Consider the following 19,620-nt stretch of genomic DNA (forward strand, 5'->3'; position numbering starts at 1 on the left):
AGGGATTGAGTGTTGTTGATAGAGTTTTTGTTACTGGAGATTTGATGTGTTAACTGGATTTTTGTAACATCAAAGTGGAAGTGTGATTTTGCTCAATAGCACAAGAGTCCAGTCCGGTGTATATCTATAGTAAATAGCATCATTGATGCATATATAGAGTGTGAAACAATGATTTTTCATGATTTAATTTCAGCGGTATTAAATGAAAGAGAGCCATTTCATAATATTTGGTTTGCAGGAGATTTTCATACGCCGCCTGAATTTAGCTATCAAGTTAATTTCTCTCGCCTAGAGTTGGTTCTGGATGGGGAATATATTAATGAAATGGAAAGTCATGATCGAAAAGTAACGCACATCGTTGCTAAAAAAGGCGACGCGATATTTATTGCACCTAACTGTTGGAATAAACCAGACTGGGATACCAATTGCTCAGTGTTAAGTATTTTGTTTGGGCGTCGACAACTTGGGTTGAGTTTGGTGAGCAAACGCAAAGGTGAGGCAAACTTTTACGATATTCAAAAGCATAGCATCCAAACGCGCTCAGGATTTGCGATAGATAACATCTTAGAAGCGTTGAGCTCACTGGCTCGTGAGAATACTAAAAAACCAATGGATGAGCTTTTACTGCAAGCATTGCTGCAATACGCGAAGACGATGTTGGATGCACCAGTCGAGCAGCAGTCACATAGCCGTGTGCAAGATCTCTATCAAGGGATCTGCATCTACATTCAAGAGAACTTCCATCGCCCAATCACGCGTGACAGCATTGCGTCGAGATTCTGTATTTCCTCGAACCATTTGTCGCGCTTGTTCCGTCAGCAGGGGCACATGACCTTGGCAGACTACATTACTTGGGTGCGCGTGGATCGCGCGAAGTTTATGCTCAAGAAATACAACTTCAAACTCAATGACGTGTCAGTGCGCTGTGGATTTAAAGACGTGAACTATTTCTGCCGAGTATTTAAGAGCCGTACAGGCAGAACGCCGACGGAATATCGTGGTTCGATTTGAGCTTTCACTCTGAGAGCGTAGATCATAGAGAAGTTTAAGCAAGCAGCCTCGACATGGCGTACATCAGCAGCGCTTGTAAGTCGACGCTGCTTTTTGTTAGTAGTAGGCGTTCCGCCATTTGTTCGGTAAGCAGATTTCGTGTGAGGTTAGTAGCCACAATGATCTGTTCTCGGGTCGGCTTTTCTGGTATCACCAGTGCTATAGCCAGATGAACATCGCCCATTTTCGAAGCCCAATCCATCGACTTTTCATTTGCAATAACGGCAATGGAAATATGGTCAACACCTGAAAACATTACATGAGGTAGAGCGATCCCCGGAGTCACGCAAGTTGATGAACGTTCTTCGCGTTTAATAAAAGCAAGAATCAGTTCGTCGGGATAAATGGGGTGGATGAGCTGAGCTAGTCCTTTGAGGCATTCAAACTTGGTGAGCTCGGTATGCGCTTTGGCGTAGTGCCATTTGATTTCACAAGGTGGGCAAATTTGCGGTAAACGCTCGGCCAGTTGGCTAGAAAACTCATAGTTGATATGAGATCCCACCACCGTAAAGTGTTCAGCAATCATGTCTTTGATGACGAAGCAGGCCAGCTCTGCGTCAATGCCAATCGCTGTGATTTGACACAAATCACCTTGTTGTAGACCTGCTTGCAAAATCGCCACGGACTTGGTGAGTTCCGCAACACGATTTTGCGTTACATTAATGATATGTAAGGTACTTTTGAACTTCTTTGCCACTCGATTGAGTGGCTGAGCAAGGTGCGCACTGGCATTTGCATTATCGACGAAAAAGGTGATTTGGTATTCGTTCATCTGCAAATTTAGTCGCGGCAGTGGACGAGGAATACTTTGTCGACGTTCAGCAAAACCTCTTCAATGGGGATTTGAATTTTGCGCGTCCCTTCGAATCGGCCTGGTTGTTCTATCTCAATATCCGACACGATCAAAACCCGATCCGCTTGAGCAATATCGTGAGGAGTGAGCTGATTCTCTATCCCCATCGCACCTTGCGTTTCTACTTTAATTTGCACGTTATGTTTTGGCGCAGCTTTCATGAGTGCATCTGCCGCCATATAGGTATGAGCGATGCCTGTAGGGCATGCTGTCACCGCTACGATTTTCATGTTCTATCCATTTTATTTTTTGTGGATATTAACACAGCCACCGCAGATTGAATTGATTTGAGCTGGATTAACGCAAGAGCTCTATCACAGTTTGAATCTCATGTTACATTAATCCAGTTAATGCACTTTTAGTCCTATATATCAAAGAGTAGGCACTGGTTAATCTATGCCCAAATAAAATGAGTAGGAACGCATACGAGCCAGGGGATCCTGTATCTCAAACTCACTTGGGTATATATTCGAGCGTGAATATTGGAAGGTAAAGCAATGGACATCACAAACCTAATTGAGCTGGAAACGATATGTTTAGATCTAAAAGCTCAAACCAAAGATGAAGCGCTCAAAGAGCTAGTCGATATGCTAGAGGCCGCTGGCAAGCTCAACAGTCAAAGCCAGTTCTTGGCAGATATCTGGAAACGAGAAGAGATCGGTAACACAGGATTTGATGATGGTATTGCGATCCCTCATGCCAAAAGTGATGCTGTAGCGCAACCAGCTGTCGCGGTCGGGATCAGCCGTAATGGGATTGATTATGGCGCCGAAGATGGCGAGCTGTCCGATGTGTTTTTCATGCTGGCGTCTCCAGATGGTGATGATCATCATCACATTGAAGTATTGGCACAAATTTCCACCAAACTTATCGAAGACGGCTTTGTTGAAAAGCTCAAGCTGGCTCAATCGCGAGAAGAAGCGCTTGAGATGCTGACTGATATTCAAACCCAATCCAATGAATTTCTCCCGACTTCTTTAGAATTTGCATCAGACCCCCTGAGCCCTTGGGCGCAAAAACTTGGCCGCATTAAAGAGCACCTGCTGTTTGGCACATCCCACATGATCCCGTTTATTGTTGCGGGTGGTGTGTTGTTGTCGTTGTCGGTGATGATCTCTGGACACGGTGGTGTACCACAGGAGGGCATTCTGGCCGATATTGCCCAAATGGGGATTGCTGGCCTGACATTGTTTACTGCCGTTCTTGGCGGTTACATTGCTTATTCCATTGCCGACAAGCCGGGCCTTGCGCCGGGTATGATTGGGTCTTGGATTGCGGTCAGTCATTACAATACGGGTTTTTTAGGTGCAATTGTGGTCGGCTTTTTCGCCGGCTTTGTGGTTTGGTTGCTGAAGAAAATTCAACTGCCGGACAGCATGAGTTCGCTCGGCTCGATCTTTATCTACCCACTGGTTGGTACGTTTGTTACCTGCGGCGCAGTGATGTGGGTGATTGGTGCGCCTATCGCCAGCGCAATGACGACCATGAATGATGTGCTCACGGGGATGGCGGGCTCGGGCAAAGTGATGTTGGGTACCGTACTAGGTGCAATGACCGCGTTTGATATGGGCGGTCCTATCAACAAAGTGGCGACTTTGTTTGCTCAGACACAAGTAAATACTCAACCGTGGCTAATGGGTGGTGTCGGTATTGCGATCTGTACTCCGCCGCTGGGCATGGCGTTAGCGACTTTCCTATCGCCAAGTAAATTTAAACGTGATGAACGTGAAGCTGGTAAAGCAGCGGGCATCATGGGCATAATTGGTATCAGCGAAGGAGCGATTCCGTTTGCGGCGGGCGACCCAGCTCGCGTCCTGCCTGCGATTGTTGCTGGTGGCATTGTTGGTAACGTGATTGGCTTTATGTTCCACGTAATGAACCATGCCCCTTGGGGCGGTTGGATTGTTCTCCCTGTCGTGGATGGAAAAATTGGTTACATCATCGGCACGATTACGGGCTCAGTTACCACTGCATTGATCGTGATTGCACTAAAGAAAACCGTCACCGAAGATGAAAGCTACACTGGTCATTCTCAAGTATATGGTTCCGTTCAAGGCGAAGGTGAGGCAGATGTTTTGGCGGTTACATCTTGTCCATCAGGTGTGGCACATACGTTCTTAGCGGCGAAGTCATTGGAAAAAGCGGCTTGTGCACTCGGCATTAAGATTAAAGTCGAAACTCAAGGGGCGAATGGCGTCATCAATCGAATTACCGAGAAAGACATCGAGAAAGCGAAGTTTGTGATATTTGCTCATGATGTCGCGATCAAAGAACCGGAACGTTTTCGAAAAGTAAAAGTGTTGGATGTCAGTACTAAGGATGCCTTGCTTCATCCAATTGCTTTATTGCAAAACAAGAATGAATAGCTATCTTTTAGTTAGCACTTTCTTCGTTAAATTTACTATATATTTGGTCGACTAAGTCGGTAAACTGGCTCCAATTTGGACTATCGAGCACTACCTCAGAGTAGTACGATCTTGAAACCAGTTTGGCCATGGATGACATCTCTAATCAACCGTGGTTCTCTCACTTTCTGGATTGATGAAGAAGCCATTCGCAAGTGGAAGCAGAATAAGCAAGGTAAACGTGGTAAACCTTTTTAGATCAGCGGCTTAGCCATTATCACTGTGCTTATAGTGAAACGAGTTTTCTCAATACCGTTGAGAACATTGCAAGGGTTTATCGATTCTGTTTTTTTCATTGGCTAACGTCCCTATAGCCTGTCCACATTACAGTTGTATCAGTCGAAGAGCTAAGCAAGTCGAGGTTTTATTTAAACCAAAGACTAGAGGTGTAATATATCATCTAGCCCTCGATGCGGCAGGTCTCAAGGTCTATGGTGAAGGTAAACGGAAGGTCAAGAAGCATGTAACTGGCGGGAAGTGTAGAGTCTGGAGAAAATGGCATTGAGCTATCGATACCAGCACTTACGAAATCGTTGCGGCAGAACTGATTTTATCTAATGTTACCTATGCAGAAGTCCTCCCTTACTTGCTCAAGCAAACAAGTCGTAAAATCATAGCGATATTAGGTGATGGCGCTTATGACACAGGGGATTGTCACGATGTCATACGTATCCAAGTGTAAGTGGAAAAAAACGATACGGCTACCATAAACGCTCACTATCAGAGACAGCAATGTATCGAGTGAAGAAGTTGTTAGTTGAGCGGTTAAGCCTGAGAAACTACAATGTTCAGGTTGATGAAACTTACGCCATGATTAAAGAGTTGAACAAACTTACAGGGTTTGGTATGTCTGAAACTCAGTGTGCAGTATGAGAATTGCTCAACTTCAGGCTGTTTGGTGCTCTGACCGAATTACGAAACAAAGACCCGTTTGGTTCTAAAAGCACTCGCCTGGACTACCGATGTGAAGAATATGAAGAGTTAGCTAAAACAGAATCAAATAAATTTGGCAGAGGAGAGAAAATGAATCGAGATATAGGTTTATAGGTTTCGCCTAGTTAACAAAGTATTTAAGATTGATTCGAAACACGTGGTATTACCAGTTCAAATTGAGTTTAGTGTTTACGGTGCAATGAATTTGTTCTGATCCATTGATACTGAATACTCTCGTAAGGGACTTTTTCCATACTTTTAGTCATTACGCTTGACGTTGGTGCAATGCTATGGAATCACCATATCAGCACGTTAGAAGCCTGGACTTTGATTGGTGGATTCATGCTTTTGATTGGTTGGTCAATCTGGAGCGCACTACGCTCAAAGGGAGACTACTTAGAGCAAGAGACGGGCTACGAACTGTCTAGCCAACGTATGTCACAGAAGTCTTCCATTTTCTGGCTGTTTACAGGGTTAGTGTTACTGATTATCAGCTCGCGCATTTTGGTGTGGGGAGCTGTGGAAATCGCACAACAACTCGGTGTCAGCGATTTATTGATTGGCCTAACTATTGTGGCTTTAGGAACGTCATTACCCGAATTAGCGGCATCTATAGTGGCGGCTCGTAAAGGCGAGCATGATATAGCTGTGGGTAATGTGGTAGGCTCAAATATGTTTAACTCCTTAGCAGTCATCGGTATTGCGGGCACCATTGCACCTATTGCCAATATTGGTGCTGAAGTCTTCTGGCGTGACTGGACATCGATGCTTTTTGTCACGGGATTACTGCGGTTGACCGCCGCTCGTTTTGGCAAATCACAGACGATTTCTCGCAGTGAAGGCGTTGTTCTGTTGGTGTGTTATTTGGGATACAACAGTTCTCTAATCTATGGAGCGCTTTAATACATAAATATTGAACAGTGAACTTATTGAGTCACGCAGTAAGATGGAACACATTACGGTTTTTTATGATACGCGTTAGGCACTCGTTGTGCTGATCTTGCAAAATACGCTCTTGACAATTTTATCTTGGCTTATGTGGTATCCAAGCTCGTCAACCTCGGGATATTCAAAAAGACAGACAAAGTCAGTGGTGGAGATGAAATTATCGCTCGCTGTCTCAAGTGGCTTCTTATGCGGTTTGTTTAGTCGCACTTGTAGATGTTGCCAGTTTGATAGCTTTAGTGGGTGCAGCGGGTTTAGCGATTGGTTTAGCTCTGAAAGGCACCCTGAGCAACACTGCCGCAGGTATCATGATTTTATTTCTGAAGCCGAACAAAAAAGGTGGGTTTGTTGAATTCGGAAGCTGCTCAGGTAGCTTGGTTGATATTGGTTTATTCACTCCCGTGTTTTAGACGGCAGATGGCCTTTACATTTCTAGTTAGAACAGTGTTATTTGGAGCTCAACTGTTTGTAATTTTAGTCATAGCAACAAACGTCGTATGTATATCATGGTTGGTATCTCTTACCAATATTTAGTCGAGGTCGGGTTGAACGTACTTAAAGAACTGGCGTTATCCCAAGCGCATATTCTTAAAGATCCTGAGTCTCAAGTAATTGTTCGCATGCTGGCTGATAGTTAGATTGGCCTCCAGCTTTGCGTCTGACGTCCAACGGATAAATACTGAGAAACCTATTGGTCGGTGCAGAAGCAAGTGAAGCTAAATATCAATACGGCTGGGTTAGCTATATTCCTTTTCCCGCAGAGAAATCTTTACATGAAGTGGTTGTACAGTAATACTGAAGGTAACTTTCTTACCTATGGTTTTTTAGTAAACTGTCGGGTTCACAAAAATATCAACTTATGGTTCCTTTAAGTGATATCAACAAATGGTTGCTTTTTGAGTAAGCTATTGAAGTGAAAGAAATCGTAGATATCACTTTATGGTTGTTTCGATAGGAGGTTCGAATCATTATGAGCCGTAAGTAGCGCTCTTTTTGTCTCAGTTTTCTTAGCGGCGATGTATTCGTGTATACATGCAACGGTTTTTAGAGATAGGTTGGAATATTAGTCGAAATTTGAAACTGTAAACGCGTTTTTGGGACTAGAATTAAGTATCATGAAGATAATATTTGTCATTATCTTCAAATTCTTGTGAAGAAAGAACCAGTTTGGAAACTAGCTTAATGAGTATATATCAGGTAAGAAACCTCAATCGTTACTTTAAAGTTCTTGAGCATGATCCGTATCAGAGGGCCATAGATGCGGGCGATGATGATCTGTTGAATAGGCTTTTCAATGAGCCAGTAAGAGCAGAGGGCTTGTCTGATGTTTGGGTAGAAGAGAGTGTTCAATTTACGGCTCACTACAAGACATCGGTAAAAACCCCTGACATATCTGTTTGGGGAACGTGTTTAGTGCTGACGCTGCGAGCGGCTGAAGTGCTTAAACCATACATTGAAACAGATGGTGAGTTTTTACCTATAGTGATTGATGGTGAGAAGTTTCAGGTTTTCAATGTCATGAGCTTTGGAGAAGAAGACCAGGAAAATACGAAACACGAATATATTGATGAGCATCCGGTTGGCTTGACGTCGCTTAAGTTCATCGAGTTGAGCGTTGCAGATAAGTATGTTTTTAAGTCGTTGATGCAAGGGTGTAACTTGCTGTATTGCGATGATAAGCTAAAGAACTTGTGTAATGAACATGACCTGCGTGGTGTCGAATTCGATCTCGATCTACTAGATGTGTTCGACTACTAGTATACTAGTAAGCCGTTTCATTTTTATTGTCTCGTAGTTACCAATTGATTTTTTCTGTGACTACTTAGTAATACTAGTTATGAGTTTCTTTTATGTAATAACGTTTATTGTTGAATTTCTGAGTTTGAAACGTGATGTCACAAAGTATCAATTCATGGGTATGTAAATAAAGATTAGAATCATTAAGAGCCGCATGTAGCGGCTCTTTTTGATCCTGAAATTGGTTAGTGGCGACAGACTACGAAGCGCTCAGAAGGTTACGAGGACTCGCTTCAGATAAATGAAGAAAGAGCGAATCGAAGTGGCTGTTGTTACCTATTTGACTGCTCATACCGTTGCCATTCCGCTGTTAATTCTGCTTTTTCTTTTCTCGCTGCAATCAGCATTTCTATATTTACGTCAGTGTTTGGGTGCCTTTGAATGTATCGCTCGTAATCAATCGGAACACCATTGATGTGCAGTTCAAGATGTAAATGCGGCCCTGTTGTTCTTCCTGTGTTACCCGTTTTCCCTATCACTTGTCCTCGGCTGATCTTCTCACCAACATGGACGTTGCGCTGAGATAAGTGTAGGTAGCGTGATACAGAGCCATTTGTGTGGCGGATATTAATGTAGTTGCCGGCAAAACGGTTGTAGCGGGACTTTAAAACGACGCCATCAGCAATACTACGAATCGGTGTACCTACAGGTGTGGCATAATCAGTGCCTAAGTGCGGAGTCGTTATATTGGTCACTGGATGTGTTCGCTTTAAGTCATAGTCAGAGCTCACTCTGTAGTTTTTATCAAAGGGTGAAGAAAACATGAACTGATTATTTATCGACACACCATGCTCATCAAATACGTTACCGTGACCATCATTGATAATAAATAAATCAGTTTTACTGCCTAAATAGTAAAAAGAACTAATGTAAGTTTCATTTTTACTATTTAATTTAGTTCTTAAGATAAAGTTATCACCTCTTTTAATAGAGTCAATAATATTAAACTTGCTTTTGATAAGTGCTAATAGCAAGTTGATCTCTTTTTGATTCACTCCTGATTTTAATAATGAAGCGACAAAAGAGTATTCAACAACACCGATAGTGATTTTTTGCCTACGAGTATTCTTATTAATTGGTGGCTGCACATTCTCACTTTCGAATTCTAAAGGCTTGATGGTAGGTAGCCTATCCACAGGAGTGAGGAAGTAGTGAGAAAGCGATACGCTAATCAATATGATTAACGCAGTAGTGATAAGGGCTACGGTAGGAGCTTGCACACTCCTTTTTATTATTAAAATAGTCATTAGTTTTGTTGATTTATCAATACTGACAGTTGTGCGTAGAGTATAATATTTTAAATAAAAACTAGCATTAAAGCATGAGTAATTCCTCTGTTTTAACTAAGTTAATGATTATAGGATGTGAAAATAATTTTAATAATTCAGTCAAAGTGACGGTTGGCTTGGTGTTTATGCCTATTTTGTTGGTGTTAATGTCACGTTGAGAAAATATTTTTCAATAATATAATCTCGGGAAAATATATTTTGCCAAATTACTATGTTCGCTAAAAATACGCTGAAATTAACATTAGGTCTTACGCTTACATCTCTTTTATTGAGTGCATGTGGTGGTGGTGATGGAGGAGACAACACACCTCCAGCTAGAAGCAAAGGAAGCATTTCCGGTATGGTGTTTGACGCCCCAGTCAATGGCGCCAAGATTGAGGTTTTCGAGTTCAAAAATGGAAACTTAGGTCGGAAGTTGGCTAACACGACGTCTGATGCCTTCGGTAACTATCTGCTAGAGTTTGAATCGTCGTCAATGCCTCTTTTTGTTGTTGCAAAAGAGGGGAGTTATACCGATCCGTTTACAAATGAAACGGTATCTGTGAGTAATGCGAAGACACTTAAATTTGAAGGTGTTGTGAACTTTAAAGAGGGGAGTGAGCAAAAGTTAATGCTTACTCCGCTGTCGAACTTGGCAGCAGGCTTGGCAAAGTACAAAATTTCTCAGGGGGCCACAGATGAGAGTGCCTTTTCAACCGCTTTGGATAGTATCAATAGCATGTATGGTTTTGACGTAAATGAGACCAAACCTATTGATATTACCAAAGGTGGGCAAAGCAGTTTTGCTAGTGCTGGGCATCAATACGGTGCTTTATTAACAGCATACTCGTCTTACTCTTACGATCTTATAAAAAAATACGGCAACAGCGATAACGTCTACACTTCGATGCACTTCGCTGACATCCAATATCGGGATGTTATTGCAGATGGTGTTCTTGATGGTCTTGAAGTGAGCAAGACTTCAGGAGCAGTGACTCCCCTCAGCTTTGGACAGAAAAAGATAAACAGCGACGTTTACACACGTGACTTATCTCAGCACGTTTTGATCGTGGTAAACGACCCAAGTATCAATATTTCTGGTACTGATGCTGCCGACTATGTCGACTTTAGTAAGAAGCTTAATGACTTAGGTACATATGGCAGTACAGATGGCATCATTCCACCGCGAGATGGGACGGAGATTGATACCACAGCGCCTATCGTGACACGCATTGACCGTGATGTACTTGCAGGCACCGATAAAGTTGATCTAAAAATTGTTGATGATATCGGTGTAGAAGACGTATCCGCCTTTATTCAGTATCAGATTAATGGCTCTTGGTCTGGTGAATTTCAATGTAACGACATACAAGATTTTGGAAGCACATTCTGTTCGGTTGAATTTGATGATTTTGAAGTTGGCCTTCGAGAGACCAACGTTAAAGTTAACATTAATACCAAAGAGATCGATAGTGTGGATATGAACCCTGCCACAGGGCTCTCAAACGTAACAGCAGCACGGTTAGTCTTGTATACAGCGGATGTACTGGGTAATGAGTTAATTCCAGGCAGCCATTCGGGTCTTCATATCAACTTTGAATGGGATAACGATGCGCCTGTTATCGATATTACATCGGCGAGTGCAATTAATAACCAACTTAAAGAATACGTTCTGAAAGGCGTTGTAAAAGAACGCTCGCAAGAGATTAGTTCGGTCAGTATTTCATTTAAAGATGGCTTACATGAGGGCGTCACATGTTCTCCTGTCACTGTAGAGTCTGGAAATGCTTGTGAGTTTAGTAAGGCTTACCCAACTGATGAATTCCTATCTACGACGGTCTTTGAGGTTCGAGCGAGGGATAGCAAAGGCAATACGGGCTCTGCGCAGCATGCAGTAAGTCGTGACGATCAAGCGCCAGCACAGACGATAACCTATCCTGAAGGTACGTCAATGACGTACGTAAATGTGGGTTTAGATGGTGAACGAACCACTTACGATGGTATCTACTCTCAAGATACGTACACCCCAGACAATGTTCAAGCAAGCCGCGATTTCCTGAAGATTGATTATGCGTACGCAAGTTTAGGGATTCAGAACTCATTAAAAGGGATAGATTTTAGTAACTTCAACGCTAATTTATTGAAAGAGAATAAAATCCCTTATGTTCGTGTGAAAGTTTCAGACGTAAACACCGATACGGTTTTAGGCTCCAACGCTAATAAGCTTAAGCTCGTCGTCAAGTACTTCGTAAGCCAAAACAACGATAACAACTACTCACTTCAGCAAGTTATTGACACAACCGCATCCGATGACGATTACATCGCAAAAATTCCGCACGAAACGCTGTTAGATAGCAATGGGCGAGTAGAGGATGTCATCTATTACATTCCTTTTGTAAGAGATATTTTGGGTGACAGCTTTAAATCGGTATCAGAAAACAGTAGTCAAAAGTTAGTCATTCAAACCGTCGATGAGTCTGATAACGAAAGCACTCCAAGAGAAGTATATTTTAGAAGTAGCTTTGACCTACCAACCATAAAAGTGGTGACACCATTTATTGGTGCGCGAGCTCAACTTGAAGGGTTGAGCCCAAGTGGTGAATTCACTTCACTTGCAAGTTGTACCACTATCCAGCAACTGGAAAGTGACCAGTCTATGGCTCTTGACGTAGCGAGCTGTGAAACCACAACTGACGTAGTGAATTATGATTTCATGCGTGTTCGTTTAATTGGTATCGAAGGTAGTGAGCCATACTATTACCAATGGAAAAGAGATCCAGGGACCAAGAAAGTAACGGTTGACTTAAACAAGGCCAATATTGGTGTGTATTTTAAGCTCAAAGGTTCTCAAACTTACTATATTACTGAACTATCGACATATCAGACTGGTTTGTTTGATTTCCAGTGGGATCAAGTGACAGCGGGAGAGAAAACTTCAGAACGTGCGATTCAAATTCTTGATGAGGTGCGCTACGCGTTATCAGGTACGAATAACAACTCATTCTTTGGGTTTGACCCAACGGTTGTGTCTTATGCAACCAATGAAATGCTTACGACTAAAGCGATTCCAGACAAGCCATCAAATGACTATCTACACCGATTCCTTGTTGAAGCAATTGATAGTATTGCCGAGAGAATGCCAAGAAATAACTCATTAGATTTTGCATCTGCTATTTACGATGATTTTAGCTACGATGGAAAAGCAAATGGTGTAGGGGCAGGAGGAAGTCAAGTTACGCTCGATTCTTACACGTTTGGCGCTGAAACTTACCGAAAAGATCTGGCGCAATCCTATTATGAAATCATGGCGAGCAAATACGGTATTGAGACCAATATCGCGCAGCTCTATGCTGATGATATTTCGATGGCTAATCCTGACTTAAATGGTAAGAACATTTTTGATACAGAGGGTAGCAGTATCGATACCTTGCCTCCGCAGCCAAAATTAACCATTGAAAGCGGTAGAGAGACGATGGTTGGTAATAGGCTTTATATCGCTGGCGAGGTTGTTTCTAAAATTGTCCTAGACGATCCTTCTGGTATTGTAGGAACCGACGCTCACGGCCCGAAGTTTAGCACGATGTGGTATCAAGCCAATGAGCCAAATATTGAAATACCACTGGACATCAACATCGTAGAAAACTCAGACAGCAGCAATACTTATCGAAAAGAGTACTTCTTCACCCTTAACTCCCAGTCTAGTGAACTAAAAGATATTATAGAGTTTGCCGTGGAGACCAGTGCTATGGACCCACATGGCAATGCGTATGGTTACAATGGTAAATCTCCGTTTATAGAATCGGTGTTTATTGATAACGACTTCCCTAAGGCCAGTTACCTTCCACCCAATGATGTCGATGGTAAACGTGTAGAAAACGGTATTTATTTAAATGCGAACAATACTCATGAATTAACCTTCAAGGTTGAGGATATTGTTGGTGATAAGCTTGCCTCGAGGGGCCTTGTTTTCTACCAGCAAACCGGTGAAAAAGTAACATACACACCAGAAAACTTTGCAAGTAACTCGAAAGACGCGTTTAAAGTCAAACTATGTACGGGCGAGATTTGTTCAAATCAAGGCTCTACGATTTATCCTGGTGATGGAGATTGGTTAGTTGTTGCAGCAGCAGAGGACAACTTAGGTAACTCCGTTTCAGAGTTAACTAGCACCGCTCCGAGATTCAATATTCGTATCGACTCTGAAGCTCCTATTGTAAAAAGTGAGCAGGTTCAAAGCCGTTTAGGTGGTAATAACCAATGGGCACCTGTCATTGATTGGGGGACGTTAAGCTCAGGCAATAACGTAAAAATAGATTTACGCCGCGGATCTGGTCAGGCTCTGACATTAGAAAGCTGTGACCCTCTAACAGAGGCGTGTGACGTACCATACCTAGTTGGTGAACAGCCTGACGTCAAAGTCCAACTGGTTTCAAAAGCATTTGATTACGATGAATGGAATGAATTTTACGTCACTGCGACGGACAACGCTTACCCTGCCAATGTTAGTACAACAGGGAAATTTACCTTCCAAGTCGATAACAAAGGCCCTGAAATCATCCTAAATACGCCTTGGGTTGAAGACACATTGTCTAAAGAGAACTATGTCATAGGGCGTGAGTTCAATGTGCGATTTAAATCCGTAATAGACGATTCAGACCTTGAGCAAGTCTCGCTGTATCAAAGTGGTAAAGATTCGCCAATTAAGACAATTGTGCCAACGGATTCATCTAAAGAGTTTGTCATGTCTCTTATCAAGAGTGACACAGATAAAATAGACATTTCTGAAGATGAAAAAACAACGTCATTGTATGTAAAAGCAACCGATATATATGGTTTTGAGTCTAGTTCTAACACGCACAAGGTTATTCTTGATCGTGATGGGCCAACATTAGGATTAAGTGGTTTCAATGCGAATGACTACTACTTAGGTAACTATGTCTTTGACCTAACGGCGCTAGACCTAAATGCTAACGGTGATGTTTCAATTAATGGCGTAAATAGAGAAAGCCTAGAGTATTGGACGTTTAGCGATCTGGAACCATTACCTGGCTCTCCTGGTACAAAAATCAATGAGGATCTCAAAGTGAGCCTTGGTGATTTAGGTACGGGTACACACAAGATTCGTTTAAAAGGGTCTGATGTTCGTGGCAACACAACCTTAACCAGTGATGAGCAAGATTTTACCGTCAAAGTGTACAACTCAATCCCGCAGGTGACGCTGGCGATGAGTTACACGGATGGAACGCCAATTACAAACAACACCATCTATCAAGATGGGAATATCGTACTTACGCTTGATATTGTTGATGATAGTGGCGTTGATCGAATTGACTCAACGTATAGATTCTCTGGAGAGCAAAACGGGACTAACTTTACGTTCTCAGAAACCGCAGATGGCACTTGGACTGCAACGTTGCTTTCTACACAAATTGCCAAAGATGGTAATTATGAACTTGATATCAAAGTTTATAACAAAGTTCGTTACCTTGATGAAAAAGACCGAAAGGTTGGAAAAGTAAACCAAACCTTTAGCGTACAGCGTGAAGGCGTGGTTCTAACGGTTGAAAGCCCGCTGGACTTCCAAAATTACTTATCTGATGGTGTTCTTGATGTCACCTTTACTACATTGAGTGCGGTCAAAGCCAAAACGTTAGAGTGTTGGGTTCGTGAAGAATACAACTCTCTAGATGCGCCACCAACTAATGAGCAACCAACTTCTGGTGTTATCAACGTATCGCAAGAACCTTACAGTTGTAGTGTCAATGTTGGGCAAAACATGACCAAAGCACCTGTTACTTTGATCACTAAAACCTTGGGTACAAATGGGCGTGAAACGATCAACAAGTTCAATTTCTCGATGGTGGATATTGATGCACCGACAGTCGTAGATGGTAACTCATACAGTTTTAAAGGAAGTGATGTTTGGTTTGATGAAGCTTTGAAGAAGAAGATGCTCACATTTGAGCTCTCTTTTAATGATGCTTTATCAGGCGTGAATACCGAAAGTTCAGATGAATATCCAAAGTTGGTTCGTAATCTTGGCAACAAAGCTTATACACCAACGACTTGTGCCAAAGGTGTTGGAAATATCAAGTGTACGTATTCTGAATCCTATGCCGATATTATTGATGGCCTGAGTACAACTCAAGAATACAAAATCAAGAACTTATCTGATTTAGCAGGAAACTTGACGCCAGAGCACGATCTATTGCTTGAATTACCTAAAGGTTCGGTAGTCGTTGAAATTACTGATCCGGTTGGAAACACAACCATTAATGGTCAGCAGCTTGTCGCCAAGTTCAGAATTAAGCTGTATGAAAACTCTAGGCTAGACAATGTGATGGCCAGGTTTGGAACGGAATCCTACAACTATAAAGATAATCCGGAGAAGTTTGCACAATTAGAGGTGTGTGCAGATGATCCAACCTACAAGTGTTCAACATTTACAAGTGAACTTCCTAGCGATGCGGATGGAAAAACGATCAGGACGACGATTACAGCAACGGATGTTTGGTCGAGAGTCGGTGAAGCGACCGTTGATATTAAAGTTGACAATACATCTCCAAGTGTTGGCGATGAGATTATCGTAACTGAATCGCCAACAAATCCAGATAATGTTCGTTTTCGTTTCGACATAACAGACACTGGTAGCAGCCTGGCAAAAGTAAACTATTCAATTTTAAACCCAAGCTATCAAGAAGAAAGAGTAGAGGATGGGAACGGTTCATCTACGTACTTTGAACTACCGAAATCTCAGTTAGAGGGGCGTGGTTCAATCACAGTAGACATCAAAGCGACAGATAGCGTCGGACTGTATTCTGATATCAGAAAAGTCATTGATATTAGTGTTCCTAAAGTCACAGTTGATTTCGATGGAATTACGAGTTTGCAGGGTGGGAAACTGTTTTTAACCAAGGCAAGCCAGCCGTTTACGGTATCTACGGTGGAAGGAGAAAGAGTGAAAGCTTCACAATATTCTGTGGAGCTTGTTCCAAGCCTCGGTGATTCCTTGCGTTACTCAGGTGATGTTATCTCATCTAGTGGTAATGGAATGATGAACTTTGCCGTCGATAACCAAGGGTCATATACCCTTAAGGTGACGGTGACGGACTCAGTTGGAAGAGAGAATACAAGCTTTGAATTACTAGGCAAAAGTTATGATGGAAAGGTTATCGAATCTATTGTTGATTATGACGCTCCAAGTATTTCGGGCTTAAGTGCTAATCAAACCTCTAAGGTGCCGACAAACGATAAGTATCAACTAGAAATTAGTGCATACATTACAGATAAAAATTTAAATCTCGTCACGTCAAAAGCGGTGAGTGGTGGTAGCACAGTGGCTCCTCAAGCGATTACTGAGCCGACAACCGAAGCGGGGCCTTATGTCATAAGCTACTTGTTACCGAAAGGCGATCATACGATCACGGTGGCAGCAACAGACAAAGTGGATAACAAGAGTGAAAGTTCTATTGACGCGCATGTGGAAGCGGCAACCGTTCCCGGGCTAAGTATCTCTACCGCCTCAAGCGCCCCTCTTTTTGGAGGTGAAGAGATTACACTTACGTTTAACTTTACAGAAGAAGTTACTAACTTTGATATCTCAGATGTCCACCTTGTCGCTAGTGATAACGGTGCAACAGGAACGTTAAAGCAAGATACGTGGTCCACTTCAGACAACGTTACGTGGACGGTTAATTACATCAGTCCAGAAAAGCAAGATAAAAACATAACAATACAGGTAGAGGATGATAGCTACCAAAGTATCAACACCATTCCTGGAAAAGGAAGCAGTTTAAGTATCGCGGTTGAAGGAACCTTACCAAAACTGACCAATGTGACATTTAACCCCGAGCATCAGAGCGTGGGGCAAAGCGTGAGTGTCTCGCTTGAGTTTGATAAAGAGCTCCAAGAGGCGACCGCTACGCTTGGCGGAAATCGCATTAGTTCTCTGTCAGCAACGGCAGATAAAAAGGTCTGGGTTGGTGATGTACAAGTTCCGAGCACCGCGCTGTTAAGTGTCGACTTGGTTGTTAGTCAATTTAAAGATTTGACTGGCAACATAGGTGAGGATAACACCGCTCACGAATTACCGATCACGCCAACCTTAGCTATTACGCCAGTGGGCAGTGTGGATGAAACGCATGCCGCCACGCTACAATTTGAAGGTACGTCGACACGCTTTGACGGTCAGTCCCTGCGTCTTGAAGTGAAAGCCCAAGGCAGCGCGACGGTATTGAAAAGCAGCAGCGCAACGGTACAAGCCGGTGGCATTTGGATCAGTGACGCGATTGATATGAGTCACCAAACCAACGGCACTTATACCGTGATGGTGACGGGGACGAACTCAGCGGGCATTGAAGTAAGTGAAAGCCAGAGTTTTACATTGGCGCAGTCTTTGCCAACGCTGACTAACGTGACGTTTACGCCTGAGCACCAAGCCATCGGCCAAAGCGTGACGGTGACGCTGGAATTCGATAAAGATCTGCAATCCGCCGCAGCAGAGTTAGGTGGTACGACGATCACTTCATTAGTGGCAACCGCGGACCCAAGTGTTTGGACTGGTGATGTGGTGGTACCAAGCACGTCAGAGCTGAATGTGGCGTTGCTTGTTCGTGACTACCAAGACTTATCAGGAAATACCGGTAGCCAGAACACGGCTTACTCCATGCCGATCACGCCAACTTTAGCTATTACGCCAGTGGGTAATGTGGATGAAGCGCATGCCGCCACGCTACAATTTGAAGGTACGTCGACACGTTTTGATGGTCAGTCCCTGCGTCTTGAAGTGAAAGCCCAAGGCGGCGCGACGGTATTGAAAAGCAGCAGCGCAACGGTACAAGCCGGTGGCATTTGGATCAGTGACGCGATTGATATGAGTCACCAAACCAACGGCACTTATACCGTGATGGTGACGGGGATGAACTCGGCGGGGATTGAAGTGAGTGAAAGCCAGAGCTTTACACTCGCGCAGTCTCTGCCAACTCTGACTAACGCGACGTTTACGCCTGAGCACCAAGCCATCGGCCAACGCGTGACGGTAACGCTGGAATTCGATAAAGATCTGCAGTCCGCCGCAGCGGAGTTAGGTGGCACGACGATCACCTCGTTAGTGGCAACCGCGGACCCAAGTGTTTGGACTGGTGATGTGGTGGTACCAAGCACGTCAGAGCTCAATGTGGCGTTGCTTGTTCGTGACTACCAAGACTTATCAGGAAATACCGGTAGTCAGAACACGGCTTACTCCATGCCAATTACACCGACAATACACCTAGACGTTATCAACGATGTTACTGGAGTGGAAAGCGTGACAGTAAGTGGTAGCAGTGAACGATTTGAAGATGGTGAGTTCATAGATATCAAAGCAGTCGACGCTGATGGTACAGAAGCCACAGGCATGGCTACCGTGCTTTCAGACTCATGGACAACTGATTTAGATCTTTCAGGACTGAAGGAGGGGGTAGTGACGATTTATGTAAATGGTACCAACAAGCTTTCCGCCTCTGCCGAAGAGGCTCAAGCAACATTTAACTATGATCGTTTCGCAAGTACAGCCTCCTTAGGTGCTGTTTACAACCGATATTTTAGTGATAACAAAACTTTAAAAAATGCGGCATAAATAAAGCGAGCGTTTAGCTCGCTTTATTTCTTTGGGACTTTTTGTGATATTTATCAAAATAATTGCCTTTATTGATAAGTTACTCGAATTAATGAATCGTCTTAATACAAGGCTGAATAACTATAATAACTAGGCCAATGTTGCTTTTAGGTGTGTATGACGTGATTGTGATGGTCGCTCGGCAGGAGCTGTGGTGAATGTGTCGCGTTGAAAATCTTTTTAAATATTATATATTTACGCTCGTTTCTATACTCTGAGTATAGTGTTCTGCATGAGGTCGATGGGTAATACCTCACCTCTTTAACTCGCGATGAAGCAAATTTAATCCTAGCAAGCTTCAGAGCAGTTACTTTTGTGAGTGCGTAATGCGCTCACCTTTTTATTTAAACTTCCTCAGTAACAGTCAATTTGTTGTTTGTTGCTGAGGAGGGCACCTCATAAACTTCTGAATTTCCTCGTGCTTACCTGAAGCACACGTTACTACGATTTTTGTTAACTTCAGTCCATAAATTAAATTTTTTTAGATAGTAAGATTTTACCATTTTGACAGAGTGGGTGATGTTACTGGCTTTTATTGTGGTCAAGTCGCATGTTTTAATAGTAAAAATCACCATTTTTTTGGTGTTTTTGATTTCGGGCGATTTTTCTATCTCGTTGAAAATAAATGGCTAAGTAAGTAGGATACGCAGACCAAATCGTACTTGTAAGCCTTATCAGCTTAATTGTCACCGCAGCCATATTTACGATGTTGGT

The 19,620-nt window shown here is 42.9% G+C and carries 9 protein-coding genes and 2 pseudogenes; 8 read left to right on the forward strand and 3 right to left on the reverse strand.

All coding sequences use genetic code 11. From position 1 onward, the window contains the following. Nucleotides 1–168 precede the first annotated feature (168 nt). Nucleotides 169–1,011: a helix-turn-helix transcriptional regulator gene (locus R7E38_RS12690; RefSeq protein ID WP_104976208.1), complete on the forward strand. Its 843-nt coding sequence runs from the start codon at nt 169–171 to the stop codon at nt 1,009–1,011. A 34-nt stretch (nt 1,012–1,045) separates the two neighbouring features. Here R7E38_RS12690 and R7E38_RS12695 read toward each other — a convergent pair whose 3' ends face one another. Further along, nucleotides 1,046–1,822, reverse strand: coding sequence for a PTS sugar transporter subunit IIA (locus R7E38_RS12695; RefSeq protein WP_226083255.1), 777 nt, complete (start codon nt 1,820–1,822; stop codon nt 1,046–1,048). An 8-nt stretch (nt 1,823–1,830) separates the two neighbouring features. Then, nucleotides 1,831–2,133 (reverse strand): PTS fructose transporter subunit IIB, encoded by a 303-nt coding sequence (locus R7E38_RS12700; protein ID WP_005463048.1) that lies wholly within the window; start codon nt 2,131–2,133, stop codon nt 1,831–1,833. Between the two features lie 267 nt (nt 2,134–2,400). Between R7E38_RS12700 and R7E38_RS12705 the strand changes: the two genes are divergently transcribed. From R7E38_RS12705 to R7E38_RS12725, 6 genes and pseudogenes are all read left to right on the forward strand, one after another. Next, nucleotides 2,401–4,269, forward strand: a complete 1,869-nt coding sequence (locus tag R7E38_RS12705; RefSeq protein ID WP_033906397.1) for a fructose-specific PTS transporter subunit EIIC — start codon at nt 2,401–2,403, stop codon at nt 4,267–4,269. Nucleotides 4,270–4,401: 132 nt separating this feature from the next. After that, nucleotides 4,402–5,181: pseudogene (locus R7E38_RS12710) on the forward strand (IS5 family transposase). A gap of 312 nt (nt 5,182–5,493) precedes the next feature. Continuing rightward, nucleotides 5,494–6,144: pseudogene (locus tag R7E38_RS12715) on the forward strand (sodium:calcium antiporter); the annotation flags it as partial. 221 nt (nt 6,145–6,365) lie between these two features. After that, on the forward strand, nt 6,366–6,596 hold the full coding sequence (locus tag R7E38_RS23525; protein ID WP_373924676.1) for a mechanosensitive ion channel domain-containing protein: 231 nt from the start codon (nt 6,366–6,368) through the stop codon (nt 6,594–6,596). Nucleotides 6,597–6,683: 87 nt separating this feature from the next. Then, complete coding sequence (locus R7E38_RS23530) at nt 6,684–6,824, forward strand: hypothetical protein (RefSeq protein WP_372061284.1); 141 nt, start codon at nt 6,684–6,686, stop codon at nt 6,822–6,824. A gap of 544 nt (nt 6,825–7,368) precedes the next feature. Next, on the forward strand, nt 7,369–7,944 hold the full coding sequence (locus R7E38_RS12725; RefSeq protein ID WP_033906398.1) for a hypothetical protein: 576 nt from the start codon (nt 7,369–7,371) through the stop codon (nt 7,942–7,944). 311 nt (nt 7,945–8,255) lie between these two features. Here R7E38_RS12725 and R7E38_RS12730 read toward each other — a convergent pair whose 3' ends face one another. Then, on the reverse strand, nt 8,256–9,230 hold the full coding sequence (locus R7E38_RS12730) for a peptidoglycan DD-metalloendopeptidase family protein (RefSeq protein WP_226083252.1): 975 nt from the start codon (nt 9,228–9,230) through the stop codon (nt 8,256–8,258). Nucleotides 9,231–9,483: 253 nt separating this feature from the next. On the opposite strand from R7E38_RS12730, the gene R7E38_RS12735 reads away from it, so the two are divergent. Further along, complete coding sequence (locus tag R7E38_RS12735; protein WP_226083250.1) at nt 9,484–18,867, forward strand: tandem large repeat; 9,384 nt, start codon at nt 9,484–9,486, stop codon at nt 18,865–18,867. Nucleotides 18,868–19,620: the final 753 nt, after the last annotated feature.

Origin of the sequence: Vibrio sp. Vb2131, assembly GCF_033338535.1 — a bacterium.
GTDB classification, from domain to species: Bacteria; Pseudomonadota; Gammaproteobacteria; order Enterobacterales; family Vibrionaceae; genus Vibrio; species Vibrio alginolyticus.

Excerpts from the sequence above, each read along its gene's own strand:
- R7E38_RS12690 (WP_104976208.1), top strand. The coding sequence starts at position 169 with ATGATTTTTCATGATTTAATTTCAGCGGTATTAAATGAAAGAGAGCCA.
- R7E38_RS12695 (WP_226083255.1), bottom strand. The coding sequence starts at position 1,822 with ATGAACGAATACCAAATCACCTTTTTCGTCGATAATGCAAATGCCAGT.
- R7E38_RS12700 (WP_005463048.1), bottom strand. The coding sequence starts at position 2,133 with ATGAAAATCGTAGCGGTGACAGCATGCCCTACAGGCATCGCTCATACC.
- R7E38_RS12705 (WP_033906397.1), top strand. The coding sequence starts at position 2,401 with ATGGACATCACAAACCTAATTGAGCTGGAAACGATATGTTTAGATCTA.
- R7E38_RS23530 (WP_372061284.1), top strand. The coding sequence starts at position 6,684 with ATGTATATCATGGTTGGTATCTCTTACCAATATTTAGTCGAGGTCGGG.
- R7E38_RS12725 (WP_033906398.1), top strand. The coding sequence starts at position 7,369 with ATGAGTATATATCAGGTAAGAAACCTCAATCGTTACTTTAAAGTTCTT.
- R7E38_RS12730 (WP_226083252.1), bottom strand. The coding sequence starts at position 9,230 with ATGACTATTTTAATAATAAAAAGGAGTGTGCAAGCTCCTACCGTAGCC.
- R7E38_RS12735 (WP_226083250.1), top strand. The coding sequence starts at position 9,484 with ATGTTCGCTAAAAATACGCTGAAATTAACATTAGGTCTTACGCTTACA.